At 70.6% G+C, this 19188-nt stretch carries 17 protein-coding genes; 10 read left to right on the forward strand and 7 right to left on the reverse strand.

What is annotated here, in order from left to right; genetic code table 11:
- Positions 1-4 precede the first annotated feature (4 nt).
- The gene (gene yicI, locus Ate02nite_RS22975) at positions 5-2239 is read left to right on the forward strand and encodes an alpha-xylosidase (protein ID WP_203808888.1); all 2235 of its coding nucleotides are present in this window, start codon (positions 5-7) and stop codon (positions 2237-2239) included.
- A 42-nt stretch (positions 2240-2281) separates the two neighbouring features.
- Here the strand turns inward: yicI and Ate02nite_RS22980 are convergent, their stop codons facing one another.
- Complete coding sequence (locus tag Ate02nite_RS22980) at positions 2282-2518, reverse strand: hypothetical protein (RefSeq protein WP_203808890.1); 237 nt, start codon at positions 2516-2518, stop codon at positions 2282-2284.
- 127 nt (positions 2519-2645) lie between these two features.
- On the opposite strand from Ate02nite_RS22980, the gene Ate02nite_RS22985 reads away from it, so the two are divergent.
- Together Ate02nite_RS22985 and Ate02nite_RS22990 are read left to right on the forward strand one after the other, a co-directional pair.
- Entirely contained in the window at positions 2646-3653 is a 1008-nt protein-coding gene (locus Ate02nite_RS22985) for a carbohydrate kinase family protein (protein WP_203808892.1), read from the forward strand.
- Positions 3640-5004: a family 4 glycosyl hydrolase gene (locus tag Ate02nite_RS22990; protein ID WP_203808894.1), complete on the forward strand. Its 1365-nt coding sequence runs from the start codon at positions 3640-3642 to the stop codon at positions 5002-5004. The genes Ate02nite_RS22985 and Ate02nite_RS22990 overlap by 14 nt, the downstream gene beginning before the upstream one ends.
- A gap of 1279 nt (positions 5005-6283) precedes the next feature.
- On the opposite strand, the gene Ate02nite_RS22995 is transcribed toward Ate02nite_RS22990, so the two are convergent.
- Entirely contained in the window at positions 6284-6757 is a 474-nt protein-coding gene (locus tag Ate02nite_RS22995) for a CGNR zinc finger domain-containing protein (RefSeq protein ID WP_203808896.1), read from the reverse strand.
- A gap of 105 nt (positions 6758-6862) precedes the next feature.
- On the opposite strand from Ate02nite_RS22995, the gene Ate02nite_RS23000 reads away from it, so the two are divergent.
- The 6 genes from Ate02nite_RS23000 (at position 6863) to Ate02nite_RS23025 (ending at position 12325) form a co-directional block, all read left to right on the forward strand.
- Positions 6863-8389, forward strand: coding sequence for an MFS transporter (locus Ate02nite_RS23000; protein ID WP_203808897.1), 1527 nt, complete (start codon positions 6863-6865; stop codon positions 8387-8389).
- 9 nt (positions 8390-8398) lie between these two features.
- Entirely contained in the window at positions 8399-9997 is a 1599-nt protein-coding gene (locus tag Ate02nite_RS23005) for a methyl-accepting chemotaxis protein (protein ID WP_203808899.1), read from the forward strand.
- A 216-nt stretch (positions 9998-10213) separates the two neighbouring features.
- Entirely contained in the window at positions 10214-10804 is a 591-nt protein-coding gene (locus Ate02nite_RS23010; protein WP_203808901.1) for a redoxin domain-containing protein, read from the forward strand.
- A 13-nt stretch (positions 10805-10817) separates the two neighbouring features.
- Complete coding sequence (locus tag Ate02nite_RS49490; RefSeq protein WP_203808903.1) at positions 10818-11225, forward strand: YkvA family protein; 408 nt, start codon at positions 10818-10820, stop codon at positions 11223-11225.
- Between the two features lie 127 nt (positions 11226-11352).
- The gene (locus Ate02nite_RS23020) at positions 11353-11664 is read left to right on the forward strand and encodes a hypothetical protein (RefSeq protein WP_203808905.1); all 312 of its coding nucleotides are present in this window, start codon (positions 11353-11355) and stop codon (positions 11662-11664) included.
- A gap of 157 nt (positions 11665-11821) precedes the next feature.
- Positions 11822-12325: a GNAT family N-acetyltransferase gene (locus Ate02nite_RS23025; protein ID WP_203808907.1), complete on the forward strand. Its 504-nt coding sequence runs from the start codon at positions 11822-11824 to the stop codon at positions 12323-12325.
- Between the two features lie 81 nt (positions 12326-12406).
- Here Ate02nite_RS23025 and Ate02nite_RS23030 read toward each other — a convergent pair whose 3' ends face one another.
- From Ate02nite_RS23030 to Ate02nite_RS23040, 3 genes are all read right to left on the reverse strand, one after another.
- On the reverse strand, positions 12407-13318 hold the full coding sequence (locus Ate02nite_RS23030) for a hypothetical protein (protein ID WP_203808909.1): 912 nt from the start codon (positions 13316-13318) through the stop codon (positions 12407-12409).
- A gap of 114 nt (positions 13319-13432) precedes the next feature.
- On the reverse strand, positions 13433-14323 hold the full coding sequence (locus Ate02nite_RS23035) for a M48 family metalloprotease (protein ID WP_203808911.1): 891 nt from the start codon (positions 14321-14323) through the stop codon (positions 13433-13435).
- Entirely contained in the window at positions 14320-14700 is a 381-nt protein-coding gene (locus tag Ate02nite_RS23040) for a BlaI/MecI/CopY family transcriptional regulator (protein WP_203808913.1), read from the reverse strand. The genes Ate02nite_RS23035 and Ate02nite_RS23040 overlap by 4 nt, the downstream gene beginning before the upstream one ends.
- A 183-nt stretch (positions 14701-14883) precedes the next feature.
- Between Ate02nite_RS23040 and Ate02nite_RS23045 the strand changes: the two genes are divergently transcribed.
- A complete protein-coding gene (locus tag Ate02nite_RS23045; protein WP_203808915.1) occupies positions 14884-15765 on the forward strand; it encodes a DMT family transporter in 882 nt (293 codons plus the stop codon).
- Here the strand turns inward: Ate02nite_RS23045 and Ate02nite_RS23050 are convergent.
- Both Ate02nite_RS23050 and Ate02nite_RS23055 read right to left on the reverse strand, forming a co-directional pair.
- Positions 15762-17378 carry a methyl-accepting chemotaxis protein gene (locus tag Ate02nite_RS23050; protein WP_203808917.1) on the reverse strand — a complete coding sequence of 539 codons (1617 nt, stop codon included), beginning with the start codon at positions 17376-17378 and terminating at the stop codon, positions 15762-15764. The genes Ate02nite_RS23045 and Ate02nite_RS23050 overlap by 4 nt on opposite strands.
- Before the next feature lie 14 nt (positions 17379-17392).
- Positions 17393-19063 carry a methyl-accepting chemotaxis protein gene (locus tag Ate02nite_RS23055; protein WP_203808919.1) on the reverse strand — a complete coding sequence of 557 codons (1671 nt, stop codon included), beginning with the start codon at positions 19061-19063 and terminating at the stop codon, positions 17393-17395.
- Between the last annotated feature and the right edge of the window lie 125 nt (positions 19064-19188).

Raw genomic sequence — 19188 nt, forward strand, 5'->3', positions numbered from 1 at the left:
ACACATGAAGTTCACCGACGGCTACTGGCGCAAGCGCGACGGGTTCACGGTGCTGCACCCGGCACAGCTGCACGACACCTCTTCGGACGGCGCGACGCTCACCGCGTACGCGGCCGCCAAGAAGGTCAAGACGCGCAGCGACACCCTGGACGCCCCGATCATCACGATCACGGCCGAGGCGCCGGCGCCGGACGTCATCCGGGTGACCATCGGTCACTTCCTCGGCGGCGTCGCCAAAGGGCCAAATTTCGCGCTAAACCGTGAAGAGCACCCGGTATCCATCGACGAGAACTCGTTGACGTCCGGTTCGCTGACCGCGCGGTTCCGGCCCGGCGACGAGTGGGGGATCGACTTCCTGGCCGACGGGAAGCGGCTCACCGGCAGCGGCTGGAAGGGCATCGGCATCGTCGACGGCGCCGACGGCTCCCACTTCGTACATGAGCAATTGGATCTTGGGGTTGGCGAAGCCGTTTATGGGTTGGGCGAGCGCTTCGGGCCGTTCGTGAAGAACGGGCAGAGCATCGACATCTGGAACGAGGACGGCGGCACCAGCAGCGAGCAGGCCTACAAGAACGTGCCGTTCTACTTCACCAACAAGGGGTACGGCGTTCTGGTCGACCACCCCGGCAAGGTGTCGTTCGAGGTCGCCAGCGAGATGGTGTCCCGCACCCAGTTCAGTGTGGCCGGGCAGACCCTGTCCTACGTGGTGATCTACGGGCCGACCCCGGCCGACGTGCTGCGTAAGTACACCGCGCTGACCGGGCGGGCCGCGCTGCCGCCGGCCTGGTCGTTCGGGCTGTGGCTGACCACGTCGTTCACCACGCCGTACGACGAGGAGACGGTCACCCAGTTCGTCGATGGGATGGCGGAGCGGGATCTGCCGCTCAGCGTGTTCCACTTCGACACGTTCTGGATGCGCGAGTTCCACTGGTGCGACTTCGAGTGGGATCCGCGGATCTTCCCGGACCCGCCGGGCATGTTGAAGCGGCTCTCCGACCGGGGCCTGCGCACGTGTCTGTGGATCAACCCGTACATCGCGCAGCGGTCTTCGATGTTTGCGGAGGGTGCTGCCAACGGTTACCTGGTTCTTCGCTCGAATGGCGACGTTTGGCAGTGGGACCGGTGGCAAGCCGGAATGGCGCTCGTCGACTTCACCAACCCGGCCGCGCGCGAGTGGTATGCCGGAAAATTGCGTTCTTTGGTGGACATGGGGGTCGACGCGTTCAAATCCGACTTCGGCGAACGCATCCCGGTGGACGGCATCGTCTGGCACGACGGGTCCGACCCGGAGCGGATGCACAACTACTACACGCAGCTCTACAACCAGGTCGTCTTCGACGTCCTGCGCGAGGCCCGGGGCGAGGGCGAGGCCGTCCTGTTCGCCCGCTCGGCCACCGTCGGCGGTCAGCAGTTCCCGGTGCACTGGGGCGGCGACAACTCGGCCACCTACGAGTCGATGGCCGAGTCGCTGCGTGGCGGGCTCTCGCTGATGTCGTCCGGCTTCGGTTTCTGGAGCCACGACATCGGCGGCTTCGAGGGGCGGCCCGACCCGGCCGTGTTCAAGCGGTGGATAGCGTTCGGCCTGCTCTCCTCGCACAGCCGGCTGCACGGCAACCACTCGTACCGGGTGCCGTGGCTGTTCGACGACGAGTCGGTCGAGGTGCTGCGCAAGTTCACCCATTTGAAGTACCGGCTCATGCCGTACCTCTTGGGTGCCGCGCGTCAGGCCCACGAGGCCGGCCTGCCGGTCATGCGCCCGATGATCGTCGGTTTCCCGGACGATCCCGCCGTCACCCATATCGACCGGCAGTACCTCCTCGGCGGAGATCTGCTGGTCGCGCCGGTGCTCTCGGAGTCCGGCGAGGTCACCTATTACGTGCCGGCCGGGAAGTGGACCCGCTTCGAGAACGGCGAGATCGTCGAGGGCCCGGGTTGGGTCACCGAGACGCACGGTTTCGACAGCGCTCCGCTGCTCGTGCGTCCCGGTGCGATCCTGGCGATCGGCAACCGCACCGACCGCCCCGACTACGACCACGCCGACGGGGTCACCCTCCGGCTGTTCGATCCGGCCGAGGGGAGTACGACGGTGTACGTCGGCACCAGCACGTTCACCGTCACCCGGGACGGCCCGGCCATCCGCGTCGACCGCGACGGCCCGGCCCGGTCGTGGCGCGTCGAGGTGGAGGGCGGCCCCTCGGCGGACCTCGCCGCCGATGACACCTTCTGGCTGACCGACTGAGCCTCTGGGGAGAGGGAGTGCGGCGGCGCGGGGACAGCTTGGTCACTGTCCCCGCGTCCCGCCCCGGGTCCAGGCGATGAACCGGTCGAACGCCCCCGCGAATGGCCCCGGACCGGCGTCCAGGGCGAAATCCTCAAGATAGGTCCACATCAGTACGGCCAGCGTGGTCCCGCCGCCGGTATCAGCGGCGAGCTCCTCGCGGGCCGGGTCGCACGGCCAGTCCCGGCCACAGGCCGCACAGTCCCATTCCGGCCGCTTCGGACGGTGTCCGCCATCCATGATCACTCCTAGTCCTTGGACTAGCTGTCACGGTACTACTTGCTCCATGCTGGGTAGTCAGCAGGATCACCCTCGCTGAGCGCCGATCACCGGTATCCCGGCGGTGAGTAGGAATTACGATCACCGGATGGACCTCTTCGTCCCGGGAGTCGTCTACCTCGACATCGTCTTCACCGGCCTGCGGGAACTGCCCCGGCCGGGCACTGAGGTGTGGGCTACCGGCATGGGCTCCTGCCCCGGCGGGGTGGCCAACCTGGCGGTCGCGGCGGCCCGCCTCGGCCTCGGGACCGGGCTGGGCACGGCGCTGGCCACCGACGCGTACGGGGACTTCTGCGCCCAGATCCTCTGCACCCAGGAAAACGTGGACCTGAGCGCGTCCCGCCGGATCGCCGGCCACTCGCCGGTCACCGTGTCGCTCTCCTACGACCGGGACCGCAGCATGATCACCCACGACCATCCGCCGCCGCTGAACGCCGACGGCCTGGTCGGCGAGCTGCCGGCGGCCCGGGCCGCCTCGGTCAGCCTCACCAAGGACCAACTTCCCTGGGTACGCAAGGCCAGAGAAGCCGGCACCCTGGTCTTCGCCGACGTCGGCTGGGACGCCACCGCCGAGTGGCCGGCCGAGGCGCTCGGCATGCTCTCCGACTGCTACGCCTTCCTGCCCAACTCGGTCGAGGCGATGAGCTACACCCGGGCATCCACCCCCGAGGAGGCGGCCCGCCGGCTCGCCGGTCTCGTCCCGGTCGTGGTGGTGACCTGCGGCGCGGACGGTGCGATCGCCATCGACTCGGCCACCGGCGAACTGGTGCACGCCCCCGCCGTGCCGGTCGAGGCGCTCGACCCGACCGGGGCCGGCGACGTCTTCATGGCCGGCTTCATCCTCGGCACCCTCAACGGCTGGCCCCTCGAGCAGCGACTGGCCTTCGCCAACCTGATCGCGTCCCTGTCGGTGCAGCACTTCGGCGGCTCGCTGTCCGCACCCGGCTGGGGCGACATCGCCGACTGGTGGCGCGCGGCCCGGCCCGACCCCCGCTACAACTTCCTGGACGACGTCATCCCCAGCGGCGAACAGCGCTCCGTCCGCCGCGCCGGGGCCACCATCGCAGCCCTCTCGGATGCCCATGCCCACGACTGACCGGCTCAAGCTCACCATCCTGGGCGGCGGCGGCTTCCGCGTGCCCCTCGTCTACAGCGCCCTGCTCGGCGAGGACTCACCCATCGGCACGGTGGTGCTGCACGACGTCGACCACGGCCGCCTCGCCGCCATCCGGCGTGTGCTGGCCGCCCAGGCCGCGTCGGCCCGTTTCGCACCGCTGGTCGAGGCGACCACGGACCTCACCGAGGCGCTGACCGGCGCCGACTTCGTCTTCAGCGCCATCCGGGTGGAGGGCCTGGCCGGCCGGGTGATCGACGAGCGGGTGGCCCTGGACGAGGGCGTGCTGGGCCAGGAGACGACCGGCGCGGGCGGCGTAGCCTACGGCCTGCGCACGGTCCCGGTGGCCACGGCCATAGCCCGCCGCATAGCCCTGGTGGCGCCATCGGCCTGGGTAATCAACTTCACCAACCCGGCAGGCCTGGTAACCGAGGCGATGGCCACCCACCTGGGCACCCGGGTAATAGGCATCTGCGACTCCCCATCCGCCCTGGCCCGCCGCGTAGTGCGCGCCCTCGGTGTCCCCGCACTCGTCCCCGACGGTTCGTCCCCATCCCCGTCGGCCGACCTGGCTCGGATCGAATACGCCGGGCTGAATCATCTGGGCTGGCTCACCGGTGTCCGCCTTGGTTCGGAGAATCTGCTTCCGCGCCTGCTGGCGGACGACGGCCGGGTTGCGTCCTTCGAGGAAGGGCGGCTGTTCGGCGCCTCGCGGTTGCGCGAGCTCAGCGCGGTGCCGAACGAATACCTGCACTATTACTACGACACCGCGGACATGGTGCGGGCCGAGCTGAAGGCGCCGGAGACCCGGGGCGAATTCCTGCTGCGTCAGCAGGAGGAGTGTTACCGGGAGCTGGCGTCGGACGATCCGCTCGGTGCCTGGCAGGCCGCGCTGCGGCAGCGGGATGCGACCTACATGGCTCTCGAGGGGCTGGGGGAGCGCGACGACGCTGAGGGCGGCGGATACGAGCGGATCGCGCTGGCGCTGATGATGGCCATCGCCCGGAACGAGCCGACCGACCTGATCCTCAACGTCCGCAACCGCGGAACCATCGCGGAGCTGGACGACGACTCGGTGGTCGAGGTGCTGTGCCGGGCCGATGCGACAGGGGCGCATCCATACCCGGGCGCCGTAGTCCCGGCACACGGCATCGAACTGGTCCGGCGGATCAAGACCACCGAACGCGCGGTGCTCACCGCGGCCGCCGAGGAATCCCGGGCCGTAGCGGTGCGCGCGATGGCGTCCCATCCGCTGGTGGATTCGGTCCCGATCGCCCGTCGCTTGGTCGACGCCTACATAGCCCGCCTGCCGACACTGTCCTACTTGCGCTGAACGCCCCCGGCCGTCGCGGCCAGCGCAAGATTGTCGACCTGATGTGTGCCTGGGGTGGGGCCTTTTTGGGCTCCGCCCTTTTGCTTGCTCTGGGACGGTTTTTGGCCGGGGATGACCATGCTGGGCGGTAAAGCATCTATGCCCTGCATGGTCATCCCCGGCCAAAAACCTTGCGTGGTGATCTGTTGCAGCCGGGACTTTGGTTACCCGCGGGCAGGTTTCTAGCGGGCTGGGCGGTCCCCTCTCGCGGGCGGTCTGGCTGCCGCGCTTTGGGCACTCCAGGCGTGCTGCTCCGGCGGGCCGGCCTTTGTGGTGGGGTCCGCGAGCGAGACCGTGCCGCCTGCGCTCAAGTCAAAACCAAACCCCGTTGTGGTTGCGGTGGGGGCAAAAGCTTTAAAGATCTTGCGGGTTACTGCTGTGGCAAAGTGCTGGGGTCGGCCGGTCGTGGCTCGCCCGATAAAGCAGTTATGTCCGTAGTTCTCCGGTCGGGCGGCCAAGGGTGTTGGGTTTCTGCTCGCGCTCCACGCGCCAATCCCGCAAGATCGGCGCCGGCGCCGGCGTCGGCGCCGAGCTGCCGGGCTTTCTGCGGGTCGAGGTTGGCGGTTTGCCGACCGTTTCGCGCGCTAGTTCCGCAAGATCGCGGCCGTTGCTGAGCTGCCGGGCCTTCCGCGGGTCGAGGTTGGCGGTTTGCCGTTCGTTTCGCGCGCTAGTTCCACAAGATTGTGGCCGTCGCTCGGTGTCGGACTTTCCGGGGTGATGGCCGCCGCGTTGCGCTGAGTGTTCATCCTCGTTGGCGCGAGGTTGGCGACTTCCTGTTTGCTCCGTGCGCTAATTTCACAAGATCGCGGCTGGCGCCCAGCTGCCGGGCTCCGCGGGTGGCGGTTGGCGCGAGGTGGCGATCTGCTGCTTGCTTCGCGCGGCAGTTCCACTTGCTTCGCGCGGCAGTTCCGCAAGATCGGGGCTGGGGTCGGGGTGGCGCGCTTTCTGAGGGCCGCGGTGGCGGGAGGTTGGCGATCTGCTGTTTGCTTCGCGCGCTAATTCCGCAAGATCGCGGCTGGCGCCCAGCTGTCGGGCCTCAGCGGGTGGCGGTTGGCGCGAGGTTGGCGATCTGGTGTTTGCTTCGCGCGTTAACTCCGCAAGATCGCGGGTGGTGCTTGGCGTTCGCGCTAGGTGGGCGTGGTTTGCGGGAGGTTGGCGATCTGCTGCTTGCTGCGCGCGCTAAGTCCGCAAGGTCGTGGGTGGGGGCGGTGGGCTGGGCGGTGCGGGTGGCGGTGGGGGGCTATGGCCTGGCGCGGCGGCGGAAGGCTGCTGCTCGGGCTCGGTTTTGGCATGTTAGGCAGCAGAAGCGGCGGCGGCCGGCGGGGGAGTTGTCTACGTAGACGTCGGCGCACTGGTCGTCGGCGCACACGCCTATGCGGCCGGGATGTTCGGACAGGTGGTGTCGCAGGGCCAGCGCGGCGGCTGCTCGGGGGGCCTGGGTTGAGTCGGCGACCGTCCACTGCTCGGTCAAGGTGCCGGTTTCGTCGGCGGTCAGGATCGGGCGGACTCCGGTGGTGGTCAGCAGGTTTGTGATCCGGTGGGCTCGGTCTGCGGTGCTGTTGGTCGCGAAGATCGGGTGGAAATCGTCGGCCAGGGCCGTGCGGGACGGATCTTCGCCGGTCTTGGTGGGGTCGAGGGTGCGGGGCATGGTGCCCCACTCGTTGATTAGTGCCACCAGGTCGGGCATCGCCATCATCGCGATCGTTGTCGCCACCTGGCGAGCATAACGCATTGGGGTGGTTCTTCGCGTTGCGTGGCTGACGGGATCTGCGTAACGTCATGAGCGCCTTCATTGCGTTACGTTGATTGGGGAGTGGGCATGAGTGCGACTGCTCGCAGCTGGGCGGGGCTTGCGGTTCTTGCGCTGCCCTGCCTGCTTGTTTCGCTTGATGCGGAGGTGCTTTACCTGGCTACGCCGCAGCTCACGGCGGATCTTCGGCCCAGCAGTGGGCAGCTGTTGTGGATCATGGACAGCTACGTGTTCGTGGTGGCCGGGGCGCTTATCGCTATGGGGGTGCTGGGTGATCGGATCGGGCGGCGTCGGCTGCTGCTGATCGGGGCCGGCGGGTTCGGGGGTGCTTCGCTGCTGGCCGCGTTTGCCGCTTCGCCGGGGCAGCTGATCGCCGCGCGGGTGCTGATGGGGCTGGCCGGGGCGTCGTTGATGCCGTCGACGCTCGCGCTTATTCGCACGATGTTTCCCGATCCGCGGGCCCGCACGGTGGCGCTCGGGGTGTGGAGTGCCAGCTTCTCGCTCGGCGGGATCGCGGCGCCGCTCGTCGGCGGGACGCTCCTCGCGTACTTCTGGTGGGGGTCGGTGTTTGTCATCGCCGTTCCGGCGGTGTTGCTGCTTCTCGCGCTCGGGCCGGTGCTGTTGCCGGAGTCGCGCGACGGCACGGCCAAAACCTTCGATGTGGCCGGGGCGCTGCAGAGTCTCGCGGCCGTTCTCCTTTTTGTGTACGGCGTGAAGCGGCTCGCGGCCTCCGGGTGGCAGGTTCTTCCACTGGTGACGATCGGTGCGTCCGTCTTCCTGTTCGCGCGGTTCCTGCGCCGGCAGCGGCGGATCGCGCACCCGCTGCTCGACCTGGCGATCTTTCGCGACGCGCGGACGTCGGTGGCGCTGGCCTGCAACGCCCTGTCATTCTTCGTGCACTACGGCAGTCAGATCGCGATCGCCCAATATCTGCAGCTCGCCCTGGGGTTGTCGGCGTTGCAGGCAGGGCTGTGGACGTTGCCTTCGGTGCTCGCCTATCTGGCGGCGTCGTTCCTCGGGCCGGCTCTGGCCCGGTGGGTGCCGGCCGGTTATGTGATCGCGGCGGGGCTCGGGGCGATCGCGGTGGGGCTCGGGATCATGGCGGTGGGCGGGCTGGCCGCGGTGGTCACCGGGGCGGTGGTGTTCTCGGTCGGGCTGGCCCCGGCGTACATCCTGACCACCGACCTGGTCGTGTCGACCGCGCCACCGGCCCGGGCCGGGATGGCGGCGGCGCTGGCCGAGACCGGGTGCGAGCTGGGCGGGGCGCTCGGCATCGCGTTGCTGGGCTCGCTGATGGTTGCGGTGTACCGGGGCTCGGCCGGGCCGGCGCTGGGCGATTTCGGACTGCGGCCGGACGCCACCTTCGGCGAGGCGGTCGCCGTCGCGGCCACGCTTCCGGGTCGCGCGGGCGAATTGCTTCTGGGGACGGCCGTCCCGGCGTACGCAAGTGCCTTTTCGGTTATGGCCCTGACCGCCGCCGTGCTCACCACCGTGGTCGCCGCTTTAGCGGCGGTTGTCCTGCGTCCCGCTAAAGCTCAGCCGAATCTCAATTCCGCCGAATCGCCTAGGGAGGTATCGCCACTCCATCGCACCTGAAGGGCAACCATGAGCAAGGTCAGCGGCGGGTTCGCCAACCTGAAGATCAACAGCAAGATCGGCGTCCTGGTCTTCGCGCTGACCGTGGCCGCGCTCGTCGTCGGGCTGGTCGGAATCGCCCGGATGAGTGCGCTCAACGACGAACTCGCGACCATGAAGACCAAGCACGTCGAGAGCATGGCCTATCTCTCCGAGGCGCGCGGCAACCTCGCGCTGATGTGGCGCAGCATGTTCATCGTGCAGGTCTCGACCTCGACCGCGAAGACCGACGCCGTGGCCGACACCAAGACCGCGGACGGGGACGTCGACGCCGCACTTGCCTCGTACGCGAAGGCCGCGACCGGATCGTCCGTCCGGCTGGCTGCCATCGCGTCCGCCCAGGAGGCGCTGGCCACGTTCCGCACGCTGCGTAACGTGATCGTGTTCCGCGAGGCGCCGCCGTCCGGCTTCACCATGCCGACCGACGTCGCCGGTGCCTTCGGGGCGGCCGAGACGGCGCTCAGCGACGCCACCGCCAAGCTGCAGGAACTGGAGCGGAGCGAGGCCCAGGCGATGGCCGACGAGGCGACCGCCACCTACTCCTCGTCCCGCAACATCATGATCATCACGCTGGTGTGCGGCCTCGCCGTCGGGCTCGGGCTCTGGTATCTGGTCACCACCTCGATCAAGCGCCAGGTGGTCACCGTCGGCACCGCGCTGCACGCGCTCGCCCGCAACGACCTGGCCCAGTCCGCCGTCGTCTACGGCGGCGACGAGATCGGCGCGATGGCGGTGGCGGTCAACGAGGCCCGCGACGGTCTGCGCGACACCGTCGACCAGATCAACGGCACGGCCCGCACCCTGGCCGGCACCGGCGTCGATCTCGCCGCCCTGACCCGGGAGATCTCGGAGAGTGCGCAGAAGGCGGCCAGTCAGGCCAGCATCGTCGCGGACGCGGCCGAGACCGTCTCGTCCAACGTCTCCACCGTCGCAGCCGGCTCCGAGCAGATGGGCGCGTCGATCCGGGAGATCAGCCAGAACGCCAACGACGCCGCGTCGGTCGCGTCCGAGGCCGTCGGCGTCGCCGAGAAAACCAACCAGATCGTGTCCCAGCTGGGGGAGTCGAGCGCCGAGATCGGCAACGTGGTCAAGACCATCACCTCGATCGCCGAGCAGACCAACCTGCTGGCGCTGAACGCGACAATCGAGGCGGCCCGGGCCGGCGAGCTGGGCAAGGGCTTCGCGGTGGTGGCGGGCGAGGTCAAGGACCTGGCCCAGGAGACCGCCAAGGCCACCGACGACATCTCCCGGCGGGTCGAGGCGATCCAGTCCGACGCGGTCAACGCGGTCGGAGCGATCGCCGAGATCAGCCGGATCATCGCCCGGATCAACGACTACCAGTTGACCATCGCCAGCGCGGTCGAGGAGCAGACCGCCACCACCAGCGAGATGAGCCGCAGCGTGAGCGATGCGTCCAGCAGCACCTCGGACATCGCCGCCAACATCACCGGGGTGGCCGACGCGGCCCAGGCGACGACGTCGGCCCTGAGCAAGGCAACCACCACGGTGGAGCGGCTGGGCCAGGCGTCGGCGGACCTGCAGACCGTGGTCGGTCGCTTCCGCCTGTAGCTCGATCCCATTGTGTGGGACGTCGGCGAGGGTGCTGCCAGGCCCGTCTCGGCCATTGAGAAATGGCGCGTTTTCATTCGTGACGCGCGTCTCTCCGGCTTGATTTGGCGCCGGGCAACTCGAACGAGCACTGTGGAAAAGGTGCTTTGCATAGCTGCGCTATGCTCAGCTTTCCTATAGGTAAGATGGGCATTTGAAGAAACGGGGAGGGCATTGATGAGTACGGCCGTGCACCGGCATGTGCCGTCGGCCCGTCGGCCCGCCGACGACGAGGCACTGCGCCGCCAGTTCGACCGCGACGCCATCTGGCACCGCATGGTCAAACCCGGTCACCGGCTGCCGTCGCAGGTGCTGCTGGAGGCCGACCTCGGCCCCATCCACCTCGACCGGCTGCGCCTCACCGGCCCGATCGTGCTGGTCTTCTTCCAGCACGCGTCGTCCGAGCCGGGCAACACCGCGCTCGCCGCCTACCAGCACGAGTTGGTTCCCGCGCTGGCCGGCACCGACGCCCACCTGGTCGCGGTGAGCCCGCAGATCCCGGCGCGGCTGGCCGAGATCAAGCGCCGGCACGAACTCACCTACTTCGTCGCGGCCGACGTCCGGCACAGCCTGATCGACGCCTTCAACCTCGGCTTCCACGAGCCCGGCGCCGAGGTCGTGCTCGGTGCCCGCCGCTCGGTGCTGCCGTTCCCGGCCGTGGTGATCGCCGACCGGGCCGGGACGGTCCGCTTCGCCGACGTCCGCGCCGACGGCGCCCCGCACCCCGACCCGGCCACCATCCTGCAGGCGGTCCAGGCCCTGAGCTGACCGGCGGGCAATCATGACCTGGTGGTGGCAAGCCCTGATCAGCGTCGGGGCGGCGGTGCTGCTGATCTGGATCGTTCTGCTGATCGCGCTGCTGGCCGCGAAACCGGGCAAGGTGCAACTCGCCGCGGCGCTGCGGTTGCTGCCCGACCTGCTGCGGCTGCTGCGCCGCCTCGCCGCCGATCCGACGCTGCCTCGTGGCGTCCGAATCCGCCTCGGTCTGCTCCTGGCCTACCTGGCGGTTCCGTTCGACCTGATCCCCGACTTCATCCCCGTCCTCGGCTACGCCGACGACGCGATCATCGTGACCGTCGTGCTGCGCTTCACCGTGCGCCGGGCCGGCCTCGACGCCGTCCGGCGGCACTGGCCCGGAACCGACGACGGCTTCGCCGTCCTCACCCGCCTCACCGGACTCGACCGCTGAGCATCTCGTTCATCCGGCGGGGGTGAGGCGAGGCAGGCGGGTCGGCGCGACCGTGAATACGTGACCCGGGACTGTGCTGCCCACTTACGGCCGTCGAAGATCCCCGGCCGCGATGAAGGGATGAACCATGGGACGACGTGAGTACGAACTGCGGGACGCGATGAGCGACGCCTGGGCGGCGGCCCGGGTGACGGGTGGGCGGTTCGCGCGGCTGGCGCCGGTCTACGGGGACCGGATGGGGCTGGCCTACCAGGTGATGCTCGGGCAGCGGGCGCGGCGGCGGAGCCGGCGCGCGATCGCGGTGACCGCGCTGGTGGCCACGCTCGGCGGGGCCTTGGCCGCTCTCGCCGCGGAGCGCTACTTCGGGCACCGATTCGAGGAGAGCGCCGCCGAGGAATCGCCGGCCCCGGCGCCGCAGGACGCCGCCTTCACCCCCTGACCTCGCGCTGCTTCCTGCCGCCCGCGCTGGGCCCCGCCGCCCCGCGCTGGGCCCCGCCGCCCCGCCCCGCGCTCAGCCGCGCTGGGCCGGGCTGGTCCGCGCCGCGGCGGGCCGGGCGGGGGGCCATAGGGCCGGGGCGGGCGGGCAGAATCGGCGGATGCGGATCAGGGACGCCGGGGACGGCGACGTCGAGGCGATCGTGGATATCGGGCATCGGACATGGCCGGCGACCTATGCGTTCGCCGGCCATGACTATGTGCGCAACGGGCTCGACACCTGGTGGTCCGCGGCCGCTGTCGCGCGCAGCCTGCGGGACACTACGGTGCTGGTCGCCGAGGACGACGGAGTGCTCGCCGGGGTGGGGAACATCGACCTGCGCGGGGACGTGCCGATCATTTGGAAGCTCTACGTGCTTCCCGAGACGCAGGGCACCGGCGCCGGGTCGGCGCTGATGGCGTGCCTGTTGTCGCGCGCGCCGGGCCGGGCGGTGCGGCTCGAGTACGTGGACGGGAATGCCCGGGCGGCCCGGTTTTACGCGGGCCGGGGATTCACCGAGCTGCGCCGGGAGCCGGGCGAGCAGGCCGGATGGCCGGAAATCGTGTGGCTGGAGCGCCAGGCGGACTCCGGTCCGGTGGGAGGCCGCGCGAGTCAGGTCGGGTAGGGGCTGGCTCCGGCCTGGCGGGAAGACCCGCGAGCCGGGCCGGGGTGGGGTCGGTTCCGGTCCGGCGGGGAACCGGGCGAGTCAGGCCGGGTAGGGGTCGGGTCCGGGGTCTGGGTTGGGCTGGGCCACGAAGGCGGCCAGGGCCGCGTCGAGGGCGCCGTCGATCTGTTCGATCCGGTAGCGCCATGGGCGCGGGTCCTGGCCGGTGCCGAGGGCCTGGTTCTCGGCGTCGACCGCCGCCACCAGGTCCTGAAGCATGGTGCTGATCTGCCCGGCGGACATCCGGCGGTATTCGTCGCCGGTCCCGCCGGCCAGCAGTGCCCATCGGGCGGCGAGCTCGGTCAGGTCGGCGCGCACCGGCACCCACAGGACCGCCCACTGCTCGGCGCCACGGGCGGCCAGGACCGGCGGGAGCCGGGTCGCGGTCACCGTGCGGGTTCCGGCCGCGAGCGTTACGGCCTCCGATTCCCATTCCGCGGTACGGCGAGAGCGGTTGACCAGCACCACCCCGACCAGCGCCGCCAGCCCGACCACCAGGAGCAGCAGCAGCCAGCCGAGCCCACCCAGCCCACTGTTGGAGCTGGTGGCCGCCACCTCCGAGGGATTCGCCGACGTCGGTGCGGGGGCGGTGGTCGTGGGGGCGATGGGCTCGGCCGGCGCGACGGTCGCCTCGGTCGTCTTGACGGGTTCGCCGGTGGTCGCCTTCACGGCGGGTTCGGTCGTGGCCGTCTTGGTGGTGGGCTCGTCCTTGGCCGCGGGGGTGGTGGGCTTGTCGGCGGCCGCGGTGGTCGTCGCCGCCTCGGTGCTGCGCGAAGCGCGCGGGGTCGAGCTGGTCGGAGCATCCGCTGTGGTGCGGTCGGCGGTTCGCTCGATCGACGGCAGGGTCGACGGGAGGGCGAGGCCGCCGCCGTCGTCGCAGGCGACGGTGCCGAAAAGAAGGCCGGCCAGCGCAAACCCCACCGCGATCGGCCGACCGTGCGCGAACAGTCCCATGTCCCACTCCTCCGGCTGCACGCCGTGCGAGGGCGCGGCTCGCCCTCTCGCCGAAGTTTGGGCGACCACCGCCGGGCCGGTCATCACTCCCGGCGGATGACGGTGGGGTGTGGATCAGCCGATCAGCCAGGCGTCCAAGAGCTGGAAGAAGTCGAGGGTGGCGATCGCCTCCAGGGCGATGCAGGCGATCACCGCGGCGGCCGGCAGGGCCAGCAGCCAGCCGGCACCGGCCGGGGCCGGGCGGTGCAGGGCCTTCACCCGGCGGACGATGACGCCGCCGTGCACGCCCAGCGCGGGCGTCGGGGTGCGGTAGTCGGCGGTGGCCAGGGCGGCCCGGGCGACCGCGCGGGCGACCAGGTCACGGTTGCCGAGGCCGGCCGCGGCCTCCTCGTCGGCCCAGCGTTCCACCTGGTATATCACCGCGTCCCGGGCTGGGCGCAGCAGTGGGTTGACCGAGGCGGCCGCGGCCGCCAGCAGGACCGCCAGGTGGTGGTGGTGGGCCAGGTGGGCCCGCTCGTGGGCGAGGACCGCGCGGCGCTCGTCGGCGTCCAGCACCCGCAGCATGCCGGTGGTCAGCAGCACCTGGCCGGGGCGGCCGGGCACCGCGACGGCGAGCGGCTCGGACCAGTCGGCCACCATCACGCCGTCGGCGGTGGGGCCGGCCGTGCGCAGCCGGCGGGCCGTGCCGTGCCGCAGGTGTACGTCGCGGGCCAGGTTGATCAGGCAGGCGGCCAGCACCACGGTGGCGGTCACCGCCACCCAGTCGGGGACCGGCTCGGGCAGGTGCATGCCGGAGCGGCTGTTCAGGGCCTCCATCGCGGGGAGGTCGTCGAAGAGCGTCAGGACCAGCAGCAGCAGCGACCACAGCGACGCGGCGGCGGTCAGCACCGAGGCGGTGACCAGGCCCAGGACGGCGGCCCGGGGGCGGGCGCGGTCGGCCAGGTGCCGGGCCGCCAGGGCGACCAGGACCGGCAGGAGCAGCGGCAGGTAGACGGTGACGGTCATGAGTCGCGCTCGGCCAGCAGGGCCCGCAGGGTTTCCACGTCGCCGGCTTCGAGGCCGGCCGCGAACTGCTGCAGGACGGCCTGGCGGTCGGGGCGCTCGTCGAGCGCGGCCCGCATCCGGGTGGCGGTCAGGGTGGCCGCGTCCTGGGCCGGCCAATACGCGTGGCCCCGGCCGCGGTCGGCCGGGCCCCGGCGGACCAGGTCTTTCTCCAGCAGCCGGATCAGGATGGTCTGCACGGTGTTGTAGGCCAGGCTCCCGCCCAGCGCGGTCTGCACCGCGGTGGGGGTGAGCGGCTCGTCGGCCGCCCAGAGGGCCGCCATCACCTCGGACTCGAGCTCGCCCCGGGCGCGCCGCCGCCCGGCCTCCTCGTCACTCATAACGGTGAGGCTAGTACGATCGCCGCATGCGCCGTTACAGCATCTCCCCGCCGCTCTCCTGAGCGGGACGGGGACCACCGCGCCGACCGGCTGAGACCTCGGCGCGCGCTGACGCGTAACAAAATCACCCCGGCCCGCTTCCGCGATCTGACCACTCCATCGCAGAAGCAGGAGCACCAGCACGTGATCACACAAACGCGAACTCTCGAGGGCCGGAAAACCTGGCTCCTCGTCCTGGCCGGTTGCCTGTGGGGCACCGGCGGGCTCACCGGCAGCCTCCTCGCCCGGCACACCGGGCTCGACTCGCCGGCCATCGCCGCGTACCGGCTCGCGGTCGGCGGCCTCGTCCTCGTCCTCTTCGTCAGGAATCGGCCGCGGGGGCGGGCGGCCTGGACCCGGATCGTGGTGCTCGGCCTGCTCGCGGCCGAGTTCCAGGCCTGCTATTTCGCGGCGGTGTCGAAGGTGTCGGTAAGCCTCGCCACGCTGATCACCATCGGGGCCTCGCCGGTGCTGGTGCTGGCGGCGGAGAGCCTGACCGGCCGCCGGAAAATCGACCGGAGTGCGCTCGGTACGGCCGGTCTTGCCGTCGTCGGGTTGACGCTTCTGATCGGCGTACCGTCAAATGGGCAGGACCTGACCACCCTGCTGTCCGGCGCCGGGTTTGCCCTGCTGGCGGCGGGCGGCTTCGCCGCCATGACGGTGATCGGCAGCCGGCCGGTGCCGGGTCTCGACGAGATGGCGTCGACCGGTTTCGCCTTCACCCTCGGCGCCGTGGTGCTGGTGCCGTTCGCCGCCGCCAACGGCGGCCTGGGGTTCACCCCGGACCAGGTCGCCCTGGGCCTGTTGCTGCTGCTGGGGGTCGGGCCGACCGCGATCGCGTACGCCGCGTACTTCCGTGGCCTGCGCACCGCGCGGGCCGGCACCGCCGCGCTGATGGCCCTGCTGGAACCGCTGGTGGGCACCGCCCTGTCGGTGCTGATCCTGGGCGATCGGCTCGGCCCGGCGGGCATCGCCGGCGCCGCTCTGCTGCTCACTGCCCTGGTTCTGGAAGGGCGGCGTAGCTAGCGAGCCATCTGGAACTGGTCGACGATCTCCTGCAGTTCGCGGGACATCACCTCGAGGTTCTCGGCGGTCTCCTGGGCCTCGCCCACGCCGGCCCTGGTGATCTGCGCGGAGCTCGCCACCCCGTGGATGCCCTCGGCGATCTCGTTGGAGCCGGTGGCCGCCTCCACGATGTTGCGGCCCATCTCGGCGGTCGTCGCGGTCTGCTCTTCCACGGCCGCGGCGATCGTCGTGGAGTGCTCGTTGACCTGGCCGATGATCTCGGTGATCCGGTCGATCGCGCCGATCGCGGCGGTGGTGTCGTGCTGGATCGCCTGCACCCGGGCGGCGATGTCCTCGGTGGCCTTGGCCGTCTCCTGGGCCAGATCCTTGACCTCGGAGGCGACCACGGCGAAGCCCTTGCCCTGCTCGCCGGCCCGGGCGGCCTCGATGGTGGCGTTCAGGGCGAGCAGGTTGGTCTGCTCGGCGATCGAGGTGATCAGCTTGATGACCTCGCCGATCTCGGCGCTGGACCGGCCGAGCTGGCCGATCGTCTCGCCGGCCTCGCGGGCACTGTCCACCCCGGTGGCGGCGACGCTGGCGGCCAGGCTCGCGCTGTCCGCGATCTCGCGGATCGCGGCGTTCATCTGCTCGGTGCCGGCCGCCACGGTCTGCACGCTGGCGGAGACCTCCTCGGCCGCGGTGGAGACCCGTTCGGACTGGCCGGAGGCATTGCCGGCGGCGTCCGCGATCCGGCCGGAGGCCACCGTGAGCTCGTGCGAGGCGCCGGCCAGCGTACGGCTGTGGTCGCCGATCCGGCCGAACGCGGTGACCAGCACCTCGAGGGTGCTGTTGACCGCCCGGCCCATGGTGCCGAGCTCGTCCCGGCCCTCGGACGGCGCCTGCACGGTGAGGTTCTTGGCGGCGACCGCGCGCAGGGTGGCCACGGTCAGCCCGAGCGGCCCGGTGATGCTGCGGGTGACCAGCGCGGCGAGCGCGGCGGCGAGGGCGAGGCTGACGGCGCCGGCGATCATCATCAGGGTGCGCGAGGTCGAGGCGGTCGAGGCGGCGTCGGCCTGGGCGGTGGCGGCCGCGGCGGCAGTGATGTCGGCGAGCTTGTCGATGTCGCCGGAGATCTCGCTCATGTAGTCGTTGGAGCTGCCGCTGACCAGGCCGCCGGCGGTGGCCAGGCCGGCTTTCGTGCCGAGCCGGAAGGCGGCGATGACCTGGTCGTCGACTGCCATGTACTTGTCGAACGCGTCGGACGCGGCGGTGAGGGCGGTCTGCTCGTCAGTGGTCAGGTCCGCGTCCTGCAGGGTGGCGAGGTCGGCCTTGAACGCCGCGGTGGAGGCCAGAAAGGCCTTCCGGGAGTCGGCGGTGTCGGCGGCGGCGTCGCTGACGCCGCGCTGGATGTCGAAGGCGTACCCGTTCTGCCAGCCGTTGAAGTCGGCGGTGCGGAACTTCGCGGTGAGCGCGTTGGCTCGCAGCTCGGCCGCGGCGGCGAGCTTGTCGGTGGCGGCCTTGGCCTCGTTCTGCCCCCAGACGCCGACCCCGAGCGCGATCACCATGCAGACGCAGACGCCGGTGAACGCGCCGGCCAGCCGCGCCCCGATCTTGATGTTGCCGAACAGGCGCATCGGAACTCCAACAACTAGACGCGGAACCGGGCGACGACACCCCGGAGTTCGTCGGCGACCTGGCTCAGCTCGGTCACCGACTGGTCGGCCTCCTGCAGGGCGCCGGTCTGTGCCTGCACGGCCGCGGCCACCGAGTTGATGTTGCCGGCGATCGCCGAGCTGCCGGTGGCGGCATCGCCGATGCTGCGGCTCATCTCGTTGGTGGTGGCGGTCTGTTCCTCGACCGCGGACGCGATGGTGACCTGGTAGTCGTTGATCTCCGAGATGATCCGGGAGATCTCGGCGATCGCCTCGACGGCGTTGCTGGTGTCGGCCTGGATGGCCTCGACCCGCCGGGAGATGTCCTCGGTGGCCTTGGCGGTCTCCTGGGCGAGGTCCTTGACCTCGGTGGCGACCACGGCGAAGCCCTTGCCGGCCTCGCCCGCGCGGGCCGCCTCGATGGTGGCGTTCAGGGCGAGCAGGTTGGTCTGCTCGGCGATCTGGGTGATCACCTTGACCACGTTGCCGATCTCCTCGGACGAGGTGCCGAGCTTGGCGACGGTGTCGTTGGTGCTCTGCGCGACGCCGACCGCGCTCGACGCGACCTGGGCGGCGTTGTTGGCGTTCTCGGCGATCTCCCGGATCGACGCGCCCATCTGGTCGCTGCCGGCCGCCACCGACTGCACGCTGGCGGAGACGTCACCGGCGCTGCCGGCGACCACCCCGGCCTGGTCGGAGGCCTGCCGGGCCTGGTCGGAGAGCCGGGCGGTGACGCTGGTCAGGCGCTGGGTGCCGGCCCCGAGGGTCTCGGCGCCGCGGGTCAGCGCCAGCACCGAGGTGCGCAGGCCCTCCCGGGCCCGGTTGACCGCGCCGGCCATCGCGCCGAGCTCGTCCCGGGAGCGGACCTCGGCGGCCACCGTGAGGTCGCCGGCGGCGACCGCGTCGAGGGCGGTGGAGACCGTGGTGAGCTGGTTGCGGATCAGGCGGATGACCAGGACGCAGATCCCGGCGGCGAGGACGAAGCCGACGATCAGCGCGATCAGCGTGACCATCTTGGCCTTGTTGTAGGACGCGGTGCCGCGGGTGGCCATCGCGTCCGACTCGGTGTCCTCGACCTGCTGCATCTCGGCCACCCCCTCGCTCATCCCGGTCTCGGCCTTGTTGAACTCGCTCAGGATCTGATCGGTGGCCGGCATCGTGTACCCGGCCGCGAGCGGCTCGCCGAAGATGATGGCGTTGCGCAGTGCCTGGTAGTAGTGCAGCGCGTCGCTGAACTTGGTCAGGCTCGCCTGCCGGTCGGTGGACCCCTGGGTGAGGGAGTTGTACTTGGTGATGGCCTCGTCGAGGGCGGTGTCGGCGGCGGCGGCAACCTCGCGGCCCTGCTTGTGCGACGCCGTCGCCGCGGCGCCGGTGCTGGTGTTCCCGATGTAGTAGATGAGCATGCCGCGGAAGATGAAGCCCACCTGGCCGCGCATGTTGGCGACCTCCTGGAGGGTGTCCACGTGGTTCGTCTTCATGTCCCGCAGGTCGCTGTTGAGGTGCGACATCCGGTTGATCGACAGGATCGCCACGAGCAGCGCCACCACCGCCACACAGGCCGCCGCGATGACAGTCTTGATGGTGAGGCTGCGGTCGCCGAGAAGGGCCTCGAACGCGTTGCGCTGCACGGTGATCGGCGAATCGCCCTCCCGGAGCCCCTTAGGCATGCTGAATCCCCCCATGGCCGTTCCGATCGGCACGCCGCCGAACGCGATCAACGTTACGGTCGGAACGGCATCAGAGGGATAAATCGGAAAAATATGGGTACGGGGGACAGGTGTTGCGTACCATC

Origin of the sequence: Paractinoplanes tereljensis (genome assembly GCF_016862435.1) — a bacterium.
Taxonomy (GTDB): Bacteria; Actinomycetota; Actinomycetes; order Mycobacteriales; family Micromonosporaceae; genus Actinoplanes; species Actinoplanes tereljensis.

Excerpts from the sequence above, each read along its gene's own strand:
- Ate02nite_RS23025 (WP_203808907.1), top strand. The coding sequence starts at position 11,822 with ATGCGGATCAGGGACGCCGGGGACGGCGACGTCGAGGCGATCGTGGAT.
- Ate02nite_RS23035 (WP_203808911.1), bottom strand. The coding sequence starts at position 14,323 with ATGACCGTCACCGTCTACCTGCCGCTGCTCCTGCCGGTCCTGGTCGCC.
- Ate02nite_RS23050 (WP_203808917.1), bottom strand. The coding sequence starts at position 17,378 with ATGCGCCTGTTCGGCAACATCAAGATCGGGGCGCGGCTGGCCGGCGCG.
- Ate02nite_RS49490 (WP_203808903.1), top strand. The coding sequence starts at position 10,818 with ATGACCTGGTGGTGGCAAGCCCTGATCAGCGTCGGGGCGGCGGTGCTG.
- Ate02nite_RS23000 (WP_203808897.1), top strand. The coding sequence starts at position 6,863 with ATGAGTGCGACTGCTCGCAGCTGGGCGGGGCTTGCGGTTCTTGCGCTG.
- Ate02nite_RS22980 (WP_203808890.1), bottom strand. The coding sequence starts at position 2,518 with ATGGATGGCGGACACCGTCCGAAGCGGCCGGAATGGGACTGTGCGGCC.
- yicI (WP_203808888.1), top strand. The coding sequence starts at position 5 with ATGAAGTTCACCGACGGCTACTGGCGCAAGCGCGACGGGTTCACGGTG.
- Ate02nite_RS23005 (WP_203808899.1), top strand. The coding sequence starts at position 8,399 with ATGAGCAAGGTCAGCGGCGGGTTCGCCAACCTGAAGATCAACAGCAAG.
- Ate02nite_RS23020 (WP_203808905.1), top strand. The coding sequence starts at position 11,353 with ATGGGACGACGTGAGTACGAACTGCGGGACGCGATGAGCGACGCCTGG.
- Ate02nite_RS23040 (WP_203808913.1), bottom strand. The coding sequence starts at position 14,700 with ATGAGTGACGAGGAGGCCGGGCGGCGGCGCGCCCGGGGCGAGCTCGAG.
- Ate02nite_RS23030 (WP_203808909.1), bottom strand. The coding sequence starts at position 13,318 with ATGGGACTGTTCGCGCACGGTCGGCCGATCGCGGTGGGGTTTGCGCTG.
- Ate02nite_RS22985 (WP_203808892.1), top strand. The coding sequence starts at position 2,646 with ATGGACCTCTTCGTCCCGGGAGTCGTCTACCTCGACATCGTCTTCACC.
- Ate02nite_RS23010 (WP_203808901.1), top strand. The coding sequence starts at position 10,214 with ATGAGTACGGCCGTGCACCGGCATGTGCCGTCGGCCCGTCGGCCCGCC.
- Ate02nite_RS22990 (WP_203808894.1), top strand. The coding sequence starts at position 3,640 with ATGCCCACGACTGACCGGCTCAAGCTCACCATCCTGGGCGGCGGCGGC.
- Ate02nite_RS23055 (WP_203808919.1), bottom strand. The coding sequence starts at position 19,063 with ATGCCTAAGGGGCTCCGGGAGGGCGATTCGCCGATCACCGTGCAGCGC.